This is a genomic window from Fenollaria sporofastidiosus (assembly GCF_943169635.2).
Classification (GTDB): domain Bacteria; phylum Bacillota; class Clostridia; order Tissierellales; family Peptoniphilaceae; genus Fenollaria; species Fenollaria sporofastidiosus.
This window is the reverse complement of record NZ_OW968186.1, coordinates 74,058-93,471: the sequence shown is the minus strand read 5'-3', so window position 1 is coordinate 93,471 and position 19,414 is coordinate 74,058. Positions and strand designations below refer to the sequence as shown.

Below are 19,414 nucleotides of genomic sequence, written 5' to 3'. Positions count from 1 at the left end.
ATGGACATTAAGTACGATTTAGACTACATGGTCGAGTTTATGGTGAAACTTTTAAAAACACCATCACCAACAGGAGACACTATCAAGGCACTAAACTTAGTTGAAGATGAATTTAATAAGTACGGCCTAAAGGCACACAAGAATGCTAAGAACGGTTTTTATGTAACAGTTGAAGGCGAAGACGATGAAGAACAAGTAACATTATCAGCTCACGTTGATACACTTGGCTGCATGGTTAAGGACATAACATCTACTGGCAGACTTAAACTCACTAAATTAGGCGGCTACCCATGGAATGTTATCGAAGGATGTGAGTGCGTTATCTCAACTATCGACGATGGCGAGTACACAGGAACTATACTTACTAATGTTTCTTCAACACATGTTTATGGAGCAAAAGCTGACGAGACAAAGAGAGACGAAGACTCTATGGAGATTAGAATCGACGAAAAGGTAGAGTCGAGAGAAGATGTAGAGAAGCTTGGCATAAATGTAGGTGACTATGTATACCTATATCCAGGCACATGGGTTACACCATCAGGCTTCATTAAGTCACGCCACCTTGACGACAAGGCATGCGTTGCAGTTCTTGTTGGACTAGTTAAATATTTAAAGGAAAATAATATTAAGCCAAAGCACACAACAAACTTCTTCATCTCAAACTATGAAGAGCTTGGTCACGGATCAAGTGCAGGCCTACCTGAAAAGACAGTTGAGTTCATAGCTGTAGACATGGCAGCGCCAGGTACAGGACAAACATCATCTGAATATAAATGCACTGTTTGTGTAAAAGATTCTTCAGGACCTTATGACAAGATGATGAGCGAAAAACTTATCAAACTTGCTAGAAAACACGAAATTCCATACGCAATAGACATATATCCATATTACGGATCAGACGCATCAGCAGTTTTAAGAGCTGGCTGGAACGTAAGAGCCGCACTTATAGGACCAGGTGTTGACGCATCACACAGCTTTGAAAGAACACACAAGGAAGCAGTTGACGCAACATTTAGACTAGCACTAGCTTACTTATTAGAAGATTAATACTTGTATAAAAGAAAATGCTTACAGCGATCGCTGTAAGCATTTTTATGCGTATATTTACTTGAATACGTAGTTATAAGCTATGTTTATAAACTCATCTCTATTAATCTTTGCGTTCTTGTCAACTGTGTCATAATTTATATAGCCAAGTGCCTTTGCAAGGCTTAGATAAGAATTTTCTTCGTTTGTTAGTTTAGCCTTTGCATTCACTGGCTTAAATATATCCTTTCCTACAAGCTCTTCCATGTCTTTTAGTCTTACCATGTACTTAGCTAGGTCAATTGTGCTTAATTCTTTTTCTTTATTCACTTCATTTTCTTTTATGATGCCATTTCTTATAGCTCTTTGATAAGCATCGTCTATTGCGTCATCTTTGTCAATATCTTTAGAGCCATATCTATACATGAAGCTTACGAAATCTTTTTGCTTCAAGTTTTTCTCTGGCATAATTTCATTTTCAAGGTAGCTGTAGCCCATTTGCTTAAGTAGAGTAGCCTTGTCTTTATACTTAGACTTTTCAAGGTCAGAGTAGTTTCTAAATTCATTAGAATTTTTAGCAAGCTTGCCACTTATTGCGTCAATCTCGATTCTAGCACTCTTTGGAATGTAGCTCATTACTACTTTTGACTTAGCTGGATCAGAATTATCCCTTATATATTGATAAACTTCTTCGTAATCAATTTCCTTTTTCACTAGATCATATGCTTCATCTGTAGATATCTTTGCCTTATCATAATTAAGTGCTTTTCTGTACCAAGTTCTAGAATAAGAATTAACTTCTTTAGTATCCTTTGATATATCTATGTTAATGAAATTTTCAGGAACGTAGTAGCCATCGATCACTCTTACAAAGTATACAGAGTTATTCTCAGTGTTTATTAGTTCTAGGCTCTTGTCAGCTATGTCACTTGCATTCTTCTTGATATAGTCCATAGCAATCTTCTTTAATTCGTCAGGACTTAAATCTTTTTTATTGCTATCGCTTTTGTCAAAGTTACTATAAACATTGTACCTTAGAAGAGTTAAGTCCTTTGCATCTAAAGAAATGTTATAGAAAGTCTTTTTCTCATCTTTGCCACTTTCCATATTGATGTTGTAGACGTAGTCCTTAGAGATGTAGTCTTGATTTAAAGTTGATAAAGTCACCTTTGCTTTGCTAGCGTCCTTCACAAAAGTTTTTGCCTTTTTAACAGCTTCGTCCTTAGACTTGATGCCCTTAATCTTGTCAATGCCTTTAACTTCGTACTCGCTAAGACCATCCATAGCCTCTTCTGTAGCAGCAGCGTCCTTCTTCATATAATTATTTAAAAAGATAGGGTAGTTGTAGCGCTCATATTTCTTAGTAGTCGAATTAACATAGTAGTTTGCATTTAACTCGTTGCTATATATAGTCTTAAAAGTAAGCCTTGGTTCCTTCTTTTCATTGATCACAAACTTAATCATAGGCTTTAGATATTCATTGTCCTTGTAGATCTTGATAGCCTCGTCCATAGTTAAATTGCTCTTAAGAGAGTCGAACTCATCAGTCTTTGAAAAGTCAAAACCATGGTTATAGTTTAGTGAGTACATTTGTATGCTCTTGTCAAGATAGCTGATTGTGATGCTTGCGACGTCACCTAAAACATGTTTACCATTTACATATCTATCGAAGTTAAAATTGTATGCGTTGTCACTGTCGATGTTTCGATAAGAGTTTTCGTTTAGCTTAAGGCTCTTAGCATTTACTGGGTCAATCTTTTTGATCATATCAAGAGCATATTTCTTCAAAGCATCATATGAATAATTTGGTTTAAGCGTCTCATACTTTTTGTTATCGTAAATGTTGTAATTAGTGATGTGCATATCCTTTGATATGCTGACATTAACATCACTCGAGCCGTCCTTCTTAGTCCATGACAAGTTGTATATAGTGCCGTATTCGTTGTCAGTCGAACTATTGACCTCGAAATTGTCGTAGACGTCTTTGATATTAAATACCTCTTTTGCTTTTAAAACTAATTTCTCTACAGCCTTATCAGAAGCTGCATCACTAGTCTTTGCTTGTGCAAGCGCACGCCCTGGCATAGCCGATACCACTATAGCCATAATGATGATAGCACAAACAAGTACATTTAATCTTTTAAGCATAATATCATCTCCTTTGTATATATTATACCACTTTACTATAGTTATATAACAATATCGATAAAATTGTAACTTATTTGATAAACTTATAGCTTTAAAAATAAACTTGTGATATAATTATTGAAAGAGGTGATTAAATGAAACACGATTTAGTCTTAGTAATAGATTTCGGAGGACAATACAAGCAATTAATCGCAAGACGTGTTAGAGAGAACAATATCTACTCAGAGATAATTCCTTACACTAAGAGCGTTGAAGAGATAAAAGCAATGAAGCCTAAGGCAATAATCTTTACAGGCGGACCGAACTCAGCCTACCTAGATGACTCACCATCAATATCGAAGGAGATATTCGAACTAGGCATACCTATCTTAGGTATATGTTATGGGGCTCAATTAACAGCACACCTACTAGGTGGAGAGGTAAAGAAGGGTTCAGAGAAGAACAGAGAGTACGGCAAGACCATCTGCCACTATGAAGAGTCAAAGCTGTTTAAGGGTGTAGAGAGCGGTCAAGTTTGGATGAGTCACACAGACTACATATCCAAATTACCAGAAGGTTTTAAGTGCATAGCATCGACAGACAACTGTCCTATCGCAGCGATGGAAAACGAAGAAAAAAAGATATACGCAGTGCAATTCCACCCAGAAGTAAAGCACTCCATCGACGGCGACAAGATGATAAGAAACTTCCTTTATGACATAGCAGGTCTTAAGGGCGACTGGACGAGCGAAAATTTCATTGAAAATAAAGTTAAAGAGATTAGAGAAAAAGTTGGAGACAAGAAGGCACTACTTGCACTATCAGGAGGAGTTGACTCATCAGTAGCCGCAGTACTTATGCACAAGGCGATAGGTGACAAGCTAACATGTATCTTCGTTGACCACGGTCTACTTAGAAAAGATGAAGGCGATCAAGTTGAAGAGATATTTAAGAACAGATTCAAGATCAACTTCATAAGAGTGAACGCACAAAAGAGATACCTAGACAAATTAGCTGGAGTATCCGAACCAGAAAAGAAGAGAAAAATCATAGGCGAGGAGTTTATCAGAGTCTTCGAAGAAGAAGCAAAGAAGCTTGGTAAGATTGACTACCTTGTACAAGGAACCATATATCCAGACGTAGTTGAATCAGGCACAAACGGTTCAGCAGTCATCAAAAGTCACCACAACGTTGGCGGACTTCCAGATGACATAGGTTTCGAAGGACTTATAGAGCCACTAAGAGAGTTATTCAAAGACGAAGTAAGAGCCATAGGACTTGAACTTGGACTAGATGAAGACCTTATCTATAGACATCCATTCCCAGGACCAGGCCTTGCCATCAGAGTTATAGGCGAGATTACAGAGGCAAAACTAAACATACTTCGTGAAGCAGACGCCATCTATATAGACGAGCTAAAGAAAAACGGCCTATATAGAAAGATTTGGCAAGCCTTTGCAGCGCTACCAGACATAAAAACAGTAGGCGTTATGGGCGACGAAAGAACATACGACTACGTATGCGCCCTAAGAGCAGTAACAAGCACCGACGGCATGACAGCAGAATTCTACCCTATAGATATGGATATACTTGCAAAAATTTCAAATAGAATCATAAATGAGGTAAAAGGAATTAATAGAGTGGTGTATGATATAACATCGAAGCCACCAGGAACAATCGAGTGGGAGTAATCGCAAAATTTTCTAAAATGGCTTGATTACAAGCTATATAGAGAATGAAAAATGGCTACTGGTACTCAAATGGTACTGGAAGTAAAAAAGAATAAATTGAATAATAGTTCCAAGTGGTTTACATTTGGACAAAAAATTGAGACTTTGAATTAGTTTGTGTATATAAACTCCTCCTGATTAGATAATCATAATCAGGAGGAATTTTTATGGCAAGAAAAAGACCAGAAATAAGACTAAACAAAATATCAAAAATTTATATTAAACCAACACCATAAATAAAATTTATCATCACAAAAAATGGAAAGTTTACTTGACATTTACTCTAAAAAGAATTATAATATATGTAAAGTTAACTTGTCATTTGATGGGAGGTAATTAAATGTGAAAAATAGACTTGAAGAAATTAGAAAAAGTCAAGGAATTACTCAAGAAGAACTGGCAAATATCCTTGAAGTGTCAAGGCAGACCATCGGTTCTCTAGAGAATGGAAGGTATAATCCTTCAATTATTTTAGCTTTTAAAATTGCTAAATTTTTTAAATTGACAATTGAAGATATTTTTATTTATGAGGAGGAAGAAAATGAATAGAAACAAAAGCATCTTAAAAGATTGGATTTTAGTATTTTTTGGAGTAGCACTGGTTTTAACGGGATTCTATCTTCACAAAAGCATCGATAGTGTAAATAAGACAGTCCTCGCTATTCCGTATTTATTTATCGGTATTGGATGTGGAGTTTTCGGACATTTCATGGGAAATATAATTAAATATTTCTCTACAAAAAATAACAAAGAGTTAATAAGACAGCTTGAAATTGATAAGAAGGACGAAAGAAACGTATTGATTGCAGAAAAATCAAAGGCAAAGGCCTACGACTTAATGACCTATCTCTTTGCAGCCATGCTTATTATGTTTTCATTGATGGGTGTTGATGAGTTACAAATAATAATACTAGTTGCAATCTATCTTTCTATACAAATATATGCAGTATTTTGGCATTCTAAATTTGAAAAAGAAATGTAAAAAAATTAGACCGTAGCTTCAAGCTGCGGTCTTTTTGCGTACATATTTTTATTTTAAAAATCTTGATTTTTTTGGATATGATAATTTCCATTCTTCAAACTCTTCATCTGTTATTTCATCATTATAATGTTTTTTCCTCATTTCATCCCATTCTATTAGAAAATTATTAAAATCAATATCATTGGATAACAGACTTGTTGTTTCTCCGCCTCCTGTTATAGGCCTAAATTTCATGTCATTTTCATAGTCAAAAATTATTTGCATTATTTCAAAAGGCGAGTTAGCTTCGTGGTCAATTAATGCTGATATATCACAATTAAGAGCTTCTGCAACTTTTCTTAGTTGTTCTTTGTTAGGAGATCTATTCCCTAACTCATAGTTTCTTATTGCTGCATCGGTTATGCCAGATTTAATGGCTAATTGATTTTGTGTTAAACCCCGTAATAGTCTAAGTTTTTTTAATTTTTTTCCAGAAATCATAATTACACCACCCAAATTATATTTTATAAATATATTTTATCATAATAAAAATAAAATAGCAACAAAAATGTTCTAATAATATTATTTGAAATATGAATAATATTTTCTAATAATTATTTAAAAAATACTATTGACAGAACATAAAAGAACTGATATAATATATTTAAACAGTTCGAATATGAACTAAAAAAGTAAGTTATTTAAATTAGTGCTCGTCCTAATTATCTTAGGAATGTAGAATCTTACAATAAAATTGAAAGGAGGACTATATGAACAGTATTTTTATGAATGCAAAAGAAGTACAAGAATTCCTAGATATTAGTAGAACAACAGCATATCAAATTATTAATGATATGAATCGAGATCTTATAGAACTAGGATATAGAGTACAAAGAGGAAAAGTTAATAGAAGATATTTTATGGAAAAATATTGTTATGGATCTAAAGAAGTAAAGGAGGCATAAAATGCCAGCGTTTAGAGATGAAAGCGGAAACAAAACTTGGTTTTGCAAATTTAATTACACAAATTGGAGGGGCGAAAAACTAGTAAAGAAAAAAAGGGGGTTTAAAACAAAAAAAGAAGCTAATAATTGGGAAAAAGAATTCTTAAATCAGTACGCTGATTCTATTGATATGACATTTAGAGAGTTTTTCGAGCTATATAAAAGAGATAAAAAGCCACGTGTTAAAGAAAATACATGGCGAACTAAGGAATACATTGTAGATAATAAAATAATGCCATATTTTGCAAATTTATCAATGAAAGATATAAATAAAGTAACAATTATACAGTGGCAAAATGAGTTAATGAAAATTAAAGATGACAGAGGTAATAAATATTCTAATACTTATCTTAGAACAATTCATGCTCAATTTAGTAGTATACTAAATCATGCTTGCAGATACTATAACTTAAAAACTAATGTTGCTAGAGATGTAGGATCAATAGGAGAAAAAGATTCAGGAGAAATGCTTTTTTGGACACAGGATGAGTATGAATTATTTGCTAATGTGATTAAAGATAAACCAGAATCATTTGTGGCTTTTGAGATATTGTATTGGTGTGGACTAAGATTAGGGGAACTTTTAGCTTTAACAGAAGAAAAATTTGATTTCGACACAAACTCTTTAACAATTAATGAGTCTTTGCAAAGAATTGATGGACAGAATATTATTACAGAACCTAAGACTAAGAAAAGCATAAGAACAATTGTTATGCCGGATTTTTTATCGGATGAAATTAAATCTTACTTGAAAGGGTTTTACAAATTAAAACCCAAAGATTTGATATTTAACTTTTCAAGAAGTTTTTTGCACCATGAAATGGATAGAGGTTCAAAAAAAGCAGACGTGAAAAGGATTAGAATACACGATTTGAGGCACTCTCATGTATCATTATTGATAGAGCTTGGTTTTTCTGCAACGGCAATAGCAAATAGAGTTGGGCATGAATCAATCGATATAACTTACCGATATGCACATTTATTCCCAAGCAAACAAAAAGAAATGGCTATTTCTTTAACACATCTTAGAGAGAAGACACAAAATAACTGGAATGAATTATTGGAGGATGATACCTATGTTTAGAAATAAGTATATGCAAAATTTAAAAGCTAAAAAGAAAGAAAAAGAGCCTAATATAAACAGAAAAAGAAATAAGATTTTAAATTTTAGAGTTTCAGAAGAAGAATATGATGTAATATGTAAAAAAATTGAACTTAGTGGGCTTAAAAAACAAGATTATTTTATCAGTATGCTATCTAATACCATGATTAATATTGTGCCTGACTATAGACTTGCTGATAGCATATCTAAAGAAATATTTCAATTAGCAAAAGTTATCAAAAAGTATGGGAAATTAGATGGAGAAGATAGCGACATTTTATTATATGTATTAGAAATTTATGAACAACTTAAAAAAGAAAAGAGCCTTTACTATAGCGAGTAAAGGCCCACACTCCTGTGAAGTGTTCTGTAGCAAGCTCATTATACCACAGGAGCTATATTTATACAAGCTAGGAGGTAAAAAAATGTTAAATAAGTGTAAATATTTGCTGGTGGAAATGAAAAAAAAGAAAAGGAAAGTAACTTGTAAAAAAGATGATGTAAATTATATTAAGTGTTTTAAAAATGTTATTAAGAATACTATAAAATTTATGAAATATACTCCTTGCGAATGCTCTAATTATAGGTTATTTAAAAAGTGGAGGTTTTATCATGAGTTATAGCAATTTAATATTTCCTGAAGCTGATAAAACATATTTAAATTCAGACCTTAAGATTAATGGAAATGGCACTGTAAATCAAAATGTAAATAATGTTATAACAACGATTTTAAATCCTAAATACTGTATTGAAAACAACATAATTGAAGGCAAAATTTTTCGTGATAGCTTTACAAAGGAGATTAAATTCCAAGGAAAAATTATAGGTGAAAAAAATATTAAACCAAATGAAATTCGTCTTTGGGATGATTCATTAAATAATAGGCTAGGCATTGAAATAGAAAAACAGTTTGGAATAAATTACAATTCTAATAAAATGTTAGAGGCAGTTAAATACGTTGCTAATAAGAATGAAATTAGTCCACCAGTACAGTATATTGAAAGTCTTGTTTGGAATGGAGATAAAAACGCCATAAGAAAATTGCTGCCAACTTATTTAGGGTCGGAGGATACAGACTTAAATAACTGGATTATGGAACATATGATTTTAGGTATAATAAAAAGAATATTTGAACCAGGATCTAAGTTTGATGAAATGATGGTACTTGTAGGTGGACAAGGTATAGGCAAATCTACATTCGCAAGATACCTTGCTCTAAAAGACGATTGGTTTTGCACTTTAGATACAATACAAGGAAAAGATTCTATAATGAATATGATGGGCAAAACAGTTGTAGAAATCGAAGAATTTGTTGCATTAAGAAATGCAAAATCTGCTAATGAGGCGAAATCTTTTTTATCAAAACTAAATGATAGAATTAGAATCCCTTATGAAAAATTTTCAAAAGATGTTCCAAGAACTTGTATATTTATAGGCACATTAAATGAAATAACTTTTCTTAATGATCATACAGGCGAGAGGAGATATCTTCCAGTTGCATGCAACAAAGATAAACGATTAAAACCAATTTATTTAGATAAAGATTTTCTAGGAGGAGCGTCCGAAGAAGATTATCTCAATACAATAAAAAAAGATTTTAGCCAGGCATTTGCGTTAGGGTATGAAATATATAAAAACAAATCTCACTCATGGACTTTGCCAGATGATTTTTTAAAAGACTTAAAAGAAGAACAAGAAAAATTTAAATACCTGAATCCAGATGTAGAAGAAATTCGATCTTTCTTAGAAGAATATAAAAGAAGTAGTGTAGAACCAAACATTACATGTTTTAAGGAATTACTTATGCAAGGATATCAAATTAAGTCAAAATCATTTTCAGAAATCATGTATAACTATTTTCCAGAATGGAATCCGATTCGTCTATCTAAAACTAAAAGAATATCGCCAAGTGGTGTATCAATCCCTGTAACTATGTATTATGAAAAGAAAATAAATTCTAATTTTGATTTTATAGAAATAGATAAAAAAAGCATACCTGAAGAATGGAAAAAAGATAATTAAAAAATAATAGGAGATTTAAATTTAAGTAAATTGTAATTTTGTAATTTGTAATTGTACTTTAAAAACTTTTCAAATAGAATTAATAAAAATAAAAGCTAGATAATATAAACATCTTAATAGGTAAAAAATAATTTATCAGATTTTAATAGTTTTAATTTTGCAAATTACAATTACAATTACATTTTCTGTTGAACAATTTATTGGTGTTTATTGTAAATATGTTAGTAGCAAGCACAGCAAGTGTCCGTACACTTGCGAAAAATTTGATTAAAAAACTTTCAAACTATGTTTATTTTTTAATAATTTTATGCATGTTAGGGAGAGCCCTAAGACCCCAATTAAGTAGGTAGTGAAAGGAGAATTTTATGAAAAACAGAGTTAGAAATGAACGATTAGAAATCAGATTGACAGAAAAAGAGCGAGACCTTTTTGAAGAGAAAATGAGAAAAGCTAAGTGCAAAACTATGAGCCATTTTATAAGAGAATGTGTTTTAGAAAAAGAAATTAATGTAGTTGATCTTAATCCGTTTAGAGATTTGCAATGGGAAATTTCTAAAGTGGGGAATAATATAAATCAGATTGCAAAAGTTGCAAATACAAACGCAGTTATTTATAAAAATGATGTAAAAAAGATGCAAGAAGATTTGAATAATTTATCAAAGAATTTATATAAATTGTATTCACAGTTATTAAAAAACCCTAAGAAATTTGAAGGTAATAGTAAATAAATTTATAATGTAATATAAAAAGAGGTGGTAAGTTTAAATATAGAAATAAAAACTTTACCTATGCAATTAAAAGTATCAGCCTATGATTTTTTAAAGTTAAAGAAAATAAAGATGATATATTAGAAGCAATGAATTATGGAGAAATTTACGGTTCAATAAATTTTGCAGAAGTGATAGAAAAATATCCATCGAAACTGCTTGGGATTAAGAAGAAAATATTTAAGAATGGGAAAAGAAAAGCTTGGTTTTAAATTATAAAGCAAGTTTTATGCTCACTCTATTTTTAATCATATTTTAAGCGTAGCACGGCTTTTAAGAGTCTTTCCATATACTTAGCAGGCTAAGTATATAAAATCGAGATATGAGCGTTTTAGATAGCTTAAAATTAAAATGAGTAAAAAGGAGGTATGTTATGAATAAATTAGAGAGAATTCTTGACAAAATTGAGAAAGAAAATAAGAAAAAAGAGGATTCGGCTGAAAAAATTAAAGAGCTTAAGTTACAAGCTAAAGAACTTGAAAAAGAATTTGAAAGATTAAGCTAAATGTGCTATAATATATTCACAATTAACAGAGGATTGGGGGTTAATGTTTATCCTTTAGCTTAACCAGGAGCGTCGGAAATACCCGAGATAGCTAAAAACATCACCGTTACAATTTATCGGTGGACTCAAGGGCTAGTGAGGTTGTATTGCTAAAAAGCCAATAAAATTGACTAAGGAGTGATGAATCAGCATTACTCCTTTTTGATTTTTGCATTAGAAGTGTTTAGTTTATGTGAAACACAATTTTATTTGTTTGTTTGTAGTTGAAAGACTATCTTAGATGTGCTATAATATACTTACAATTAAAAGAGAATTGGGGGTTAATGTTTTATCCTTTAGCTTAACCGGGAGCGTCGGAAATACCCGAGATAGCGAAAAACATTACAGTTTAGATTTATCTGTAGACCCTAGCGTGGGAGATGGAGGTATCTTCGGAAACATGTTAAAAATCATATAGAGGAGCTATAATTATTTATAGTTCCTTTTTTATTTTGCTTAATAAGAAAAAAGAAGAAAAGGCTTGACAAATGTTAATAATATATTGTACAATAGCACTAAAGTAAAAGAGAAGATATAGGAGGTATAGAAAATGAGCTTCGAGGAGAGTCTGAAAGAATACGAGGAGATTGGGATAGAGAGTCCGTTCGATCAATGCGAGGACACGGAGGAGATAGCGTACAAGATGAACGAGATAGTGGAGGACGAGCTACTAGCGGACGAGGAATTCCAAAAAAATCATGGAGTGAATTGGGCGATAATGAGGCTGGATTATCTGTCACTGGAACAAACGGACGAGAACTGGATGAAACTTCAAGAACTATATTGGGACAAGACCTTGATAGACCACTTGAAAGAGACGCAAGTGAGAGCAGAGAACTTCATCAAGACGGAAAAGCCGAGAATGATGAAAGCGTGGAAGATAGAGAGCGAGGACAGTCCTCAATATCCAGTGATGATGTCAGCACTGAGAGAGATGCTAATAAAGGAAATAATAGAAGAATAGATTTGGAGAAAGAAGCTAAAAGGCTTCTTTTTTTGTTGATCAAAACTTAAAAAACTTTCAAATCACGAATGAGGTTCTAGTTGAAAAACTAACTCCATCAGAAAGGCTCAAAAATAATATAGAGGCTATATCTACGTTAAATAAAATAAAATACTATCTGTGATATAGTAATCATCAAGAAGTGTAAAATATACATTTCTTGATGTGTACATCTTACATTTATAGAACTTTACAAATTAAATTTAAGGATAATGCGAAGTGCATAGAAAATTATTAATAACAATATAAAGCTAAATGTGATATAATGAAATAAATATATTTATAATAGTAATATAAAAATCAAGTTTTGATTTATTTTAAAATAAAGGAGTTGAGCAAATGTCAGTAGAGTGGGCAATGTTCTTTCTCACTTTAATAAACGTTGTTGCTTCTATAATTATATGCGTAGCTAATTTAAAATCGGCAAAGGCATCTATGAGACAAGTTAAAGAGATGAAAGTTCAGTTTGAAGAGAATACTAGACCATATATTGATGTTGAATTTGTGTTGATAAATAAGATATTTTTCGGGTTAAAATTCACAAATAATGGTAATAGAATTGCCAATAACATTAGTATAAATATATCAGATGAATTTATCAATGGATTAGAACCAGACTTTAAAAATCTTTTACAAAAAGAAAAAGGGAAAATATGCATTTTAGGAACACACCAAAGCTATTTATTATTTTTTGGAGCTAATAATTATATAAAGAAAGAACATAAAGAGCCTGCCAAAGGTGAAATAACTTATTGCTCAAATGGTAAAGTTTATAACAATAGTTTTAGTATAGATGTGCAAAATTATATGACTATATATACTGTAAATTCAATTGAAGATGATATAGTAAGTGCACTTAAAAAACAAAATGATCAATTAAAATCAATAAGTTGCTCTATTAACAATTTAGGTGTAAACATTAAAAAAATTATTGAAAAAGAATATCATTAATAAAAGTAAAACTGGAGGTATTAATATGGCGAAGTTACAATCCATTGAACCTAACATAGCTGATTTAGTAAATGGTTGGTTGAAGAGTTACGGTTTAGACTATAAACTAGAACAGGAAAGTTTGAATGATGAAATAGATAAAGCATTAAATGAGTATGCATCTAAAAGTGGAGGAGCTGGAGGAAATAGACCAGATGCTAAATTATTATTGCAAGATGAAGCCTTAAATTATTATCCTATTTTGATTGAATACAAGGGATATAAGGATAAATTAGTTAAACTAAATAAAGATGGAAATGTAGATAACACAACTAGCAAAAATGAACCAAACTATAAAAATATTAATTCTTATGCAGTTAACGGAGCTATTCATTATGCAAATGCAATACTACACTATACTTCTTATACAGATGTAATTTCTATAGGTGTTACTGGCTTCAAGAGATTAGATGGTTCAATAGAACATTCTATAGGGGTATATTATGTATCTAAAAATAATTTAGGCATAGGTCAAAAAGTTGATGATTACACAGATTTATCTTTCCTTAATAAAGATAACTTTAATGATTTTATAAAAAAGATTAATGAACTTAATTTATCTAATGATGAATTAGATAAATTAAGAGAGAAAAGAGAAAAAGAAATTGAGACATCTCTTACAAAGCTTAACAATGATATCTATAAAGAAGAAAAGGGCTTAAGTGAAAATGATAGGGTTTATCTAGTTTCTGCCTCTATTATGGCAACACTGGGCATAGCTGGAAAAGTTAGACCACTAGAAAAATCAGACCTTAAATCATCTACTGAAGAAGGAGATACAGATGGCGAAATTATCGTAAGAAAAATAGAAGCCTTCCTTAAAAATAAAAACTTAACAGAGAAAAAACAAAATCTTATTGTAAGAACACTAAAAAACACTTTATTATCAGAAAATATAAATAAACCATATAATGGAGAAAGTCAATTAAAGAGAATTTTTTGTAAAATTGTAGATGACTTAGGAATTTATTACAAAATTGGATTAACAACTGATTTTACAGGAAAGTTATTCAATGAAATGTATTCTTGGCTTGGTTTTAGCCAAGATAAATTAAATGATGTTGTTCTTACCCCATCCTATGTTGCACACCTGCTTGTTAAACTTGCAAGAGTTGACAAAGATTCTTATGTATGGGATTTTGCAACTGGTTCAGCAGGCCTATTAGTAGCAGCAATGAACGAAATGATGATTGATGCTAAAAACAAAATAAAATCGCCCCTAGAATTAGAGAGAAAAATCCTACAAATCAAGGCAGAACAATTGTTGGGTATAGAAATTTTGCCAAATATTTATATGCTTGCAATACTTAATATGATTCTTATGGGTGACGGTTCATCCAATATCATAAACCAAGACTCTCTTATAGATTTTGATGGGAGGTATGGCTTTGGCAAGGCTGATGAAGACTTTCCCGCTACAGCTTTTGTATTAAATCCACCTTATTCAGCTGATGGTTGTGGAATGATTTTTGTAAAAAAGGCCTTGTCTATGATGAATAAGGGATATGCTGCAATTATTATTCAAAGTTCTGCTGGAAGTGGAAAGGCTAAAGAATACAACAAAAAAATATTAGAAAACAATACACTAATAGCAAGTATAAGGATGCCTATTGATTTGTTTATGGGAAAATCAAGTGTACAGACCAATGTCTATGTGTTTAGGGTTGGAGAAGGTCATCAAAAAGATGATATAGTAAGGTTTATTGATTTTTCTAATGACGGATATACAAGGAGCAACAGGAAAAAAGCATCAAACAACCTAAGAGATACTGATAGAGCAAAGGAAAGATACCAAGAAGTGGTAGACCTAGTTAGGTTTGGCAAGTCAAAATTAAATATTTTTACTGAAGATGAATACTACGAAAGCAACATTGACCCAGAAAATGGAGCGGATTGGAATCAATCAGCACCAATTGATAAAAGGCCTACACTTGATGATTTTAAAAAAACAGTAGCAGACTTTCTGGTTTGGGAAGTATCAGCTGTTATGAAAAATGAAAGTGAGGCTCCATTCTTAAAAAAATAGATGCCTCACTAAACGAGAAACTCCAAAATGTTGAGTGGGGCGAATTTAGAGTTGGAGACTTATTTAATATTGAAAAAACATCAAGCTTTAATTCTGATAAATTAGTAGATGGTAAAGAATATGATTATATAACAAGAACATCCTACAATCAGGGAGTATTACAAACGACAGGATTTATAAATGAAGAGAATATCAATTTAGCTGGTAATTGGAGCTTGGGATTGTTACAAATGGACTTTTTTTAATTTAAAAATAGCATAAAAATCTAGTTATCCGCATAAAAACTGGACTTATCACACTTTATCAAGGTCAAAACCACTCAATTTACTACTAATTTACTACTTATGAATGAGCTTTGATACGACGATTTATCCTTGAAAAGTGAAGATATAAAGATACTTCCAATAAAATTTGAATATTTAATAGGTAGACACTTCAAAAAATGAGGTGTCTATTTTTTTACCCGATTTTGAAAGGAAGTGAACTTATGAAAACAAAAAATCAAGAATCAAAAGGTCGTTCCCCACTCTTTAAGACCATCAAACATTCATTCAGCCAATAAAAAAGAAAGGATAGGTAAAAATATGGAACTTAAATTTGTGATTCCCAACATGGAAAAAACATTCGGCAATTTAGAATTTGCTGGCGAGGATAAAGTCGTTCAGCGAAGAATCAACGGACGGCTAACTGTCTTATCAAGAAGCTATAATCTCTATTCTGATGTTCAAAGAGCAGATGATATTGTGGTGGTGCTTCCTGCTGAAGCTGGCGAAAAACATTTCGGCTTTGAGGAACGTGTGAAGTTAGTCAATCCACGTATTACCGCAGAGGGCTACAAAATCGGCACTCGTGGTTTTACAAATTACCTTTTACATGCTGACGACATGATAAAAGAATAAAGAAAGAGAGGAAAAATGATGAGATTAGCAAATGGCATTGTATTAGATAAAGACACGACTTTTGGAGAATTGAAATTCTCTGCTCTACGTCGTGAAGTGAGAATCCAAAATGAAGACGGGTCGGTTTCAGATGAAATCAAGGAACGTACCTATGACTTAAAATCCAAAGGACAAGGACGCATGATTCAAGTAAGTATTCCTGCCAGCGTGCCTTTGAAAGAGTTTGATTATAACGCACGGGTGGAACTTATCAATCCCATTGCGGACACCGTTGCTACTGCCACCTATCAAGGAGCAGATGTTGACTGGTATATCAAGGCAGACGATATTGTGCTGACAAAGGATTCTAGTTCATTCAAAGCTCAACCACAAGCAAAGAAAGAACCGACACAAGACAAATAGTCGCTAGGTAGAAAGGAGACTTTTTCGCATGAAACAGCGTGGTAAAAGGATTCGCCCATCTGGTAAAGATTTAGTCTTTCATTTTACGATAGCGTCACTCCTGCCTGTTTTCCTGCTGGTTGTCGGACTGTTTCATGTGAAGACAATCCAGCAGATCAACTGGCAGGATTTTAACCTATCACAAGCAGATAAGATTGACATTCCCTATTTAATTATCAGTTTCAGTGTCGCAATTCTTATCTGCTTGCTGGTAGCGTTTGTATTCAAACGGGTTCGCTATGATACGGTTAAACAACTTTACCACCGTCAAAAACTGGCAAAGATGATACTTGAAAACAAGTGGTATGAATCTGAACAGGTCAAAACAGAGGGTTTCTTTAAAGATAGTGCTGGTCGTACAAAGGAAAAGATAACCTACTTCCCTAAAATGTATTATCGACTTAAAAATGGCTTGATACAGATACGGGTGGAAATCACGCTGGGAAAATATCAAGACCAACTCTTACACTTGGAAAAGAAATTAGAGAGTGGCTTGTACTGTGAGCTGACGGATAAAGAGTTAAAGGATTCCTATGTGGAATATACTTTGCTCTATGACACCATAGCCAGTCGTATTTCTATTGATGAAGTAGAAGCTAAAGATGGTAAACTTCGCTTAATGAAAAACGTATGGTGGGAATATGATAAGCTCCCTCATATGTTGATTGCTGGTGGTACAGGTGGCGGTAAAACTTACTTTATACTGACACTGATTGAAGCCTTGCTTCATACAGATTCAAAACTGTATATTCTTGACCCGAAAAATGCTGATCTTGCGGACTTAGGTTCTGTGATGGCAAATGTCTACTATAGAAAAGAAGACTTGCTTTCTTGCATTGAAACATTCTATGAAGAAATGATGAAACGTAGTGAGGAAATGAAGCAGATGAAGAACTATAAGACTGGCAAAAATTATGCTTACTTAGGTCTCCCGGCACACTTCTTAATCTTTGATGAATACGTCGCTTTCATGGAAATGCTGGGAACAAAAGAAAACACCGCAGTTATGAATAAGCTGAAACAGATTGTCATGTTAGGTCGTCAAGCTGGCTTCTTTCTAATACTGGCTTGTCAACGTCCAGACGCAAAATATTTAGGCGACGGAATCCGTGATCAGTTTAATTTCAGAGTGGCTTTAGGTCGTATGTCTGAAATGGGCTATGGCATGATGTTTGGCAGTGACGTACAAAAGGATTTCTTCTTAAAGCGAATCAAAGGTCGTGGCTATGTTGATGTAGGAACAAGTGTCATATCAGAGTTTTATACTCCCCTTGTACCAAAAGGATATGATTTCTTGGAGGAAATTAAAAAGTTATCCAACAGCAGACAGTCCACGCAGGCGACGTGCGAAGCGGAAGTCGCAGGTGTGGACTGATCTTGCTGGCTGGTGTGGCAATAGCCACGCCAGCACTTAACCCCCCGTATCTAACAGGGGGGTACAAATCGACAGGAAACAGTCAAAAAAACATTAGAAAATCCTTTGGTTACAAGGGATTTACAAAATTTCAGCGTATGTCAAATGGGCTTTAAAAGTTGACATACGCCTTTTTGATTGGAGGGATTTTTACTGAATGAACAAACTTGGTTACAGCATTTAAAAGAAAAACGCTTGGCTTATGGACTATCTCAAAACCGTTTAGCTGTTGCGACTGGTATTACAAGGCAGTATCTAAGCGATATTGAAACAGGAAAAGTCAAGCCATCAGAGGATTTACAGCAGTCCCTTTGGGAAGCTCTGGAACGCTTCAATCCCGACGCTCCCCTTGAAATGCTGTTTGATTATGTAAGAATTCGCTTTCCGACAACAGACGTACAGCAGGTGGTCGAAAACATCTTACAACTGAAACTGTCCTATTTTCTTCATGAGGACTATGGTTTCTATTCTTATTCAGAGCATTATGCTTTAGGCGACATATTCGTCCTTTGCTCCCATGAACTGGACAAAGGAGTTCTGGTGGAATTGAAAGGTCGTGGGTGCAGACAATTTGAAAGCTATCTTCTGGCACAACAAAGAAGCTGGTATGAGTTCTTTATGGACGTTTTGGTGGCTGGCGGTGTGATGAAACGCCTTGACCTTGCCATTAACGATAAGACAGGGATTTTAAATATCCCTGTACTCACTGAAAAGTGCCAACAGGAAGAATGTATCTCCGTCTTCCGCAGTTTTAAAAGCTATCGCAGTGGCGAACTGGTACGCAAAGAGGAAAAGGAATGTATGGGAAACACCCTCTATATCGGTTCATTACAAAGTGAAGTTTATTTCTGTATCTATGAAAAGGACTACGAGCAGTACAAGAAAAATGATATTCCCATTGAAGACGCAGAAGTAAAAAACCGTTTTGAGATTCGATTGAAAAATGAGCGTGCCTATTATGCAGTCCGTGATTTACTCGTCTATGACAATCCAGAGCATACCGCCTTTAAAATTATCAATCGGTATATCCGTTTTGTAGATAAAGACGATTCCAAACCTCGTTCTGATTGGAAACTGAATGAAGAATGGGCTTGGTTTATTGGGAACAATCGTGAACGATTAAAACTAACCACAAAACCAGAGCCTTACTCCTTCCAAAGGACGCTGAACTGGCTATCTCATCAAGTTGCCCCGACCTTAAAGGTTGCGATTAAACTTGATGAAATCAACCAGACGCAGGTTGTAAAAGACATTCTCGACCATGCGAAACTGACAGACCGACACAAGCAGATTTTGAAGCAACAGTCAGTAAAAGAACAGGACGTGATAACAACAAAAAAATAACTCAAATACAAATT

General features: G+C 33.3%; 20 protein-coding genes. 18 read left to right on the top strand and 2 right to left on the bottom strand.

From position 1 onward, the window contains the following. A complete protein-coding gene (locus KO172_RS00520) occupies positions 1 to 1,047 on the top strand; it encodes a M42 family metallopeptidase (protein WP_215491656.1) in 1,047 nt (348 codons plus the stop codon). Between the two features lie 57 nt (positions 1,048 to 1,104). Here the strand turns inward: KO172_RS00520 and KO172_RS00515 are convergent, their stop codons facing one another. Further along, on the bottom strand, positions 1,105 to 3,174 hold the full coding sequence (locus tag KO172_RS00515) for a YcdB/YcdC domain-containing protein (protein WP_215491655.1): 2,070 nt from the start codon (positions 3,172 to 3,174) through the stop codon (positions 1,105 to 1,107). Between the two features lie 134 nt (positions 3,175 to 3,308). On the opposite strand from KO172_RS00515, the gene guaA reads away from it, so the two are divergent. The 3 genes from guaA (at position 3,309) to KO172_RS00500 (ending at position 5,865) form a co-directional block, all read left to right on the top strand. Continuing rightward, entirely contained in the window at positions 3,309 to 4,844 is a 1,536-nt protein-coding gene (gene guaA, locus KO172_RS00510) for a glutamine-hydrolyzing GMP synthase (RefSeq protein WP_215491654.1), read from the top strand. A gap of 381 nt (positions 4,845 to 5,225) precedes the next feature. Further along, complete coding sequence (locus KO172_RS00505) at positions 5,226 to 5,432, top strand: helix-turn-helix transcriptional regulator (RefSeq protein WP_019213898.1); 207 nt, start codon at positions 5,226 to 5,228, stop codon at positions 5,430 to 5,432. Next, positions 5,425 to 5,865: a hypothetical protein gene (locus KO172_RS00500; RefSeq protein ID WP_019213897.1), complete on the top strand. Its 441-nt coding sequence runs from the start codon at positions 5,425 to 5,427 to the stop codon at positions 5,863 to 5,865. Before KO172_RS00505 ends, KO172_RS00500 begins: the two co-directional genes overlap by 8 nt. Positions 5,866 to 5,913: 48 nt before the next feature. Here KO172_RS00500 and KO172_RS00495 read toward each other — a convergent pair whose 3' ends face one another. Continuing rightward, a complete protein-coding gene (locus KO172_RS00495) occupies positions 5,914 to 6,345 on the bottom strand; it encodes a helix-turn-helix domain-containing protein (RefSeq protein WP_019213896.1) in 432 nt (143 codons plus the stop codon). 269 nt (positions 6,346 to 6,614) lie between these two features. Here KO172_RS00495 and KO172_RS00490 point away from each other — a divergent pair, with 269 nt between their 5' ends. The 14 genes from KO172_RS00490 to mobT all read left to right on the top strand — a co-directional run bounded on the left by KO172_RS00490 (position 6,615) and on the right by mobT (position 19,400). Then, a complete protein-coding gene (locus tag KO172_RS00490; protein WP_019213895.1) occupies positions 6,615 to 6,809 on the top strand; it encodes a hypothetical protein in 195 nt (64 codons plus the stop codon). Between the two features lies 1 nt (position 6,810). After that, positions 6,811 to 7,932: a site-specific integrase gene (locus KO172_RS00485; protein ID WP_019213894.1), complete on the top strand. Its 1,122-nt coding sequence runs from the start codon at positions 6,811 to 6,813 to the stop codon at positions 7,930 to 7,932. Then, entirely contained in the window at positions 7,925 to 8,293 is a 369-nt protein-coding gene (locus KO172_RS00480) for a plasmid mobilization protein (protein ID WP_019213893.1), read from the top strand. Before KO172_RS00485 ends, KO172_RS00480 begins: the two co-directional genes overlap by 8 nt. A 269-nt stretch (positions 8,294 to 8,562) precedes the next feature. Further along, positions 8,563 to 9,972 carry a VapE domain-containing protein gene (locus KO172_RS00475; protein WP_019213891.1) on the top strand — a complete coding sequence of 470 codons (1,410 nt, stop codon included), beginning with the start codon at positions 8,563 to 8,565 and terminating at the stop codon, positions 9,970 to 9,972. Between the two features lie 365 nt (positions 9,973 to 10,337). After that, on the top strand, positions 10,338 to 10,700 hold the full coding sequence (locus KO172_RS00470; protein ID WP_215491653.1) for a plasmid mobilization protein: 363 nt from the start codon (positions 10,338 to 10,340) through the stop codon (positions 10,698 to 10,700). Between the two features lie 412 nt (positions 10,701 to 11,112). Continuing rightward, positions 11,113 to 11,244: a hypothetical protein gene (locus KO172_RS00465; protein WP_019213889.1), complete on the top strand. Its 132-nt coding sequence runs from the start codon at positions 11,113 to 11,115 to the stop codon at positions 11,242 to 11,244. 589 nt (positions 11,245 to 11,833) lie between these two features. Beyond that, positions 11,834 to 12,247, top strand: coding sequence for a hypothetical protein (locus KO172_RS00460; protein ID WP_019213888.1), 414 nt, complete (start codon positions 11,834 to 11,836; stop codon positions 12,245 to 12,247). A 378-nt stretch (positions 12,248 to 12,625) separates the two neighbouring features. Then, the gene (locus KO172_RS00455; RefSeq protein WP_019213887.1) at positions 12,626 to 13,237 is read left to right on the top strand and encodes a DUF8453 domain-containing protein; all 612 of its coding nucleotides are present in this window, start codon (positions 12,626 to 12,628) and stop codon (positions 13,235 to 13,237) included. A gap of 25 nt (positions 13,238 to 13,262) precedes the next feature. Further along, positions 13,263 to 15,302 (top strand): HsdM family class I SAM-dependent methyltransferase, encoded by a 2,040-nt coding sequence (locus tag KO172_RS00450; RefSeq protein ID WP_019213886.1) that lies wholly within the window; start codon positions 13,263 to 13,265, stop codon positions 15,300 to 15,302. After that, positions 15,287 to 15,547, top strand: coding sequence for a restriction endonuclease subunit S (locus tag KO172_RS08095; RefSeq protein WP_084691357.1), 261 nt, complete (start codon positions 15,287 to 15,289; stop codon positions 15,545 to 15,547). Before KO172_RS00450 ends, KO172_RS08095 begins: the two co-directional genes overlap by 16 nt. 339 nt (positions 15,548 to 15,886) lie before the next feature. Beyond that, entirely contained in the window at positions 15,887 to 16,201 is a 315-nt protein-coding gene (locus KO172_RS00445) for a YdcP family protein (protein WP_000420682.1), read from the top strand. 18 nt (positions 16,202 to 16,219) lie between these two features. Continuing rightward, positions 16,220 to 16,603: a YdcP family protein gene (locus KO172_RS00440; protein ID WP_001234286.1), complete on the top strand. Its 384-nt coding sequence runs from the start codon at positions 16,220 to 16,222 to the stop codon at positions 16,601 to 16,603. Between the two features lie 28 nt (positions 16,604 to 16,631). Continuing rightward, positions 16,632 to 18,017 (top strand): FtsK/SpoIIIE domain-containing protein, encoded by a 1,386-nt coding sequence (locus KO172_RS00435; protein ID WP_000813488.1) that lies wholly within the window; start codon positions 16,632 to 16,634, stop codon positions 18,015 to 18,017. Positions 18,018 to 18,209: 192 nt separating this feature from the next. Then, positions 18,210 to 19,400, top strand: coding sequence for a MobT family relaxase (mobT, locus tag KO172_RS00425; protein ID WP_191619837.1), 1,191 nt, complete (start codon positions 18,210 to 18,212; stop codon positions 19,398 to 19,400). Positions 19,401 to 19,414: the final 14 nt, after the last annotated feature.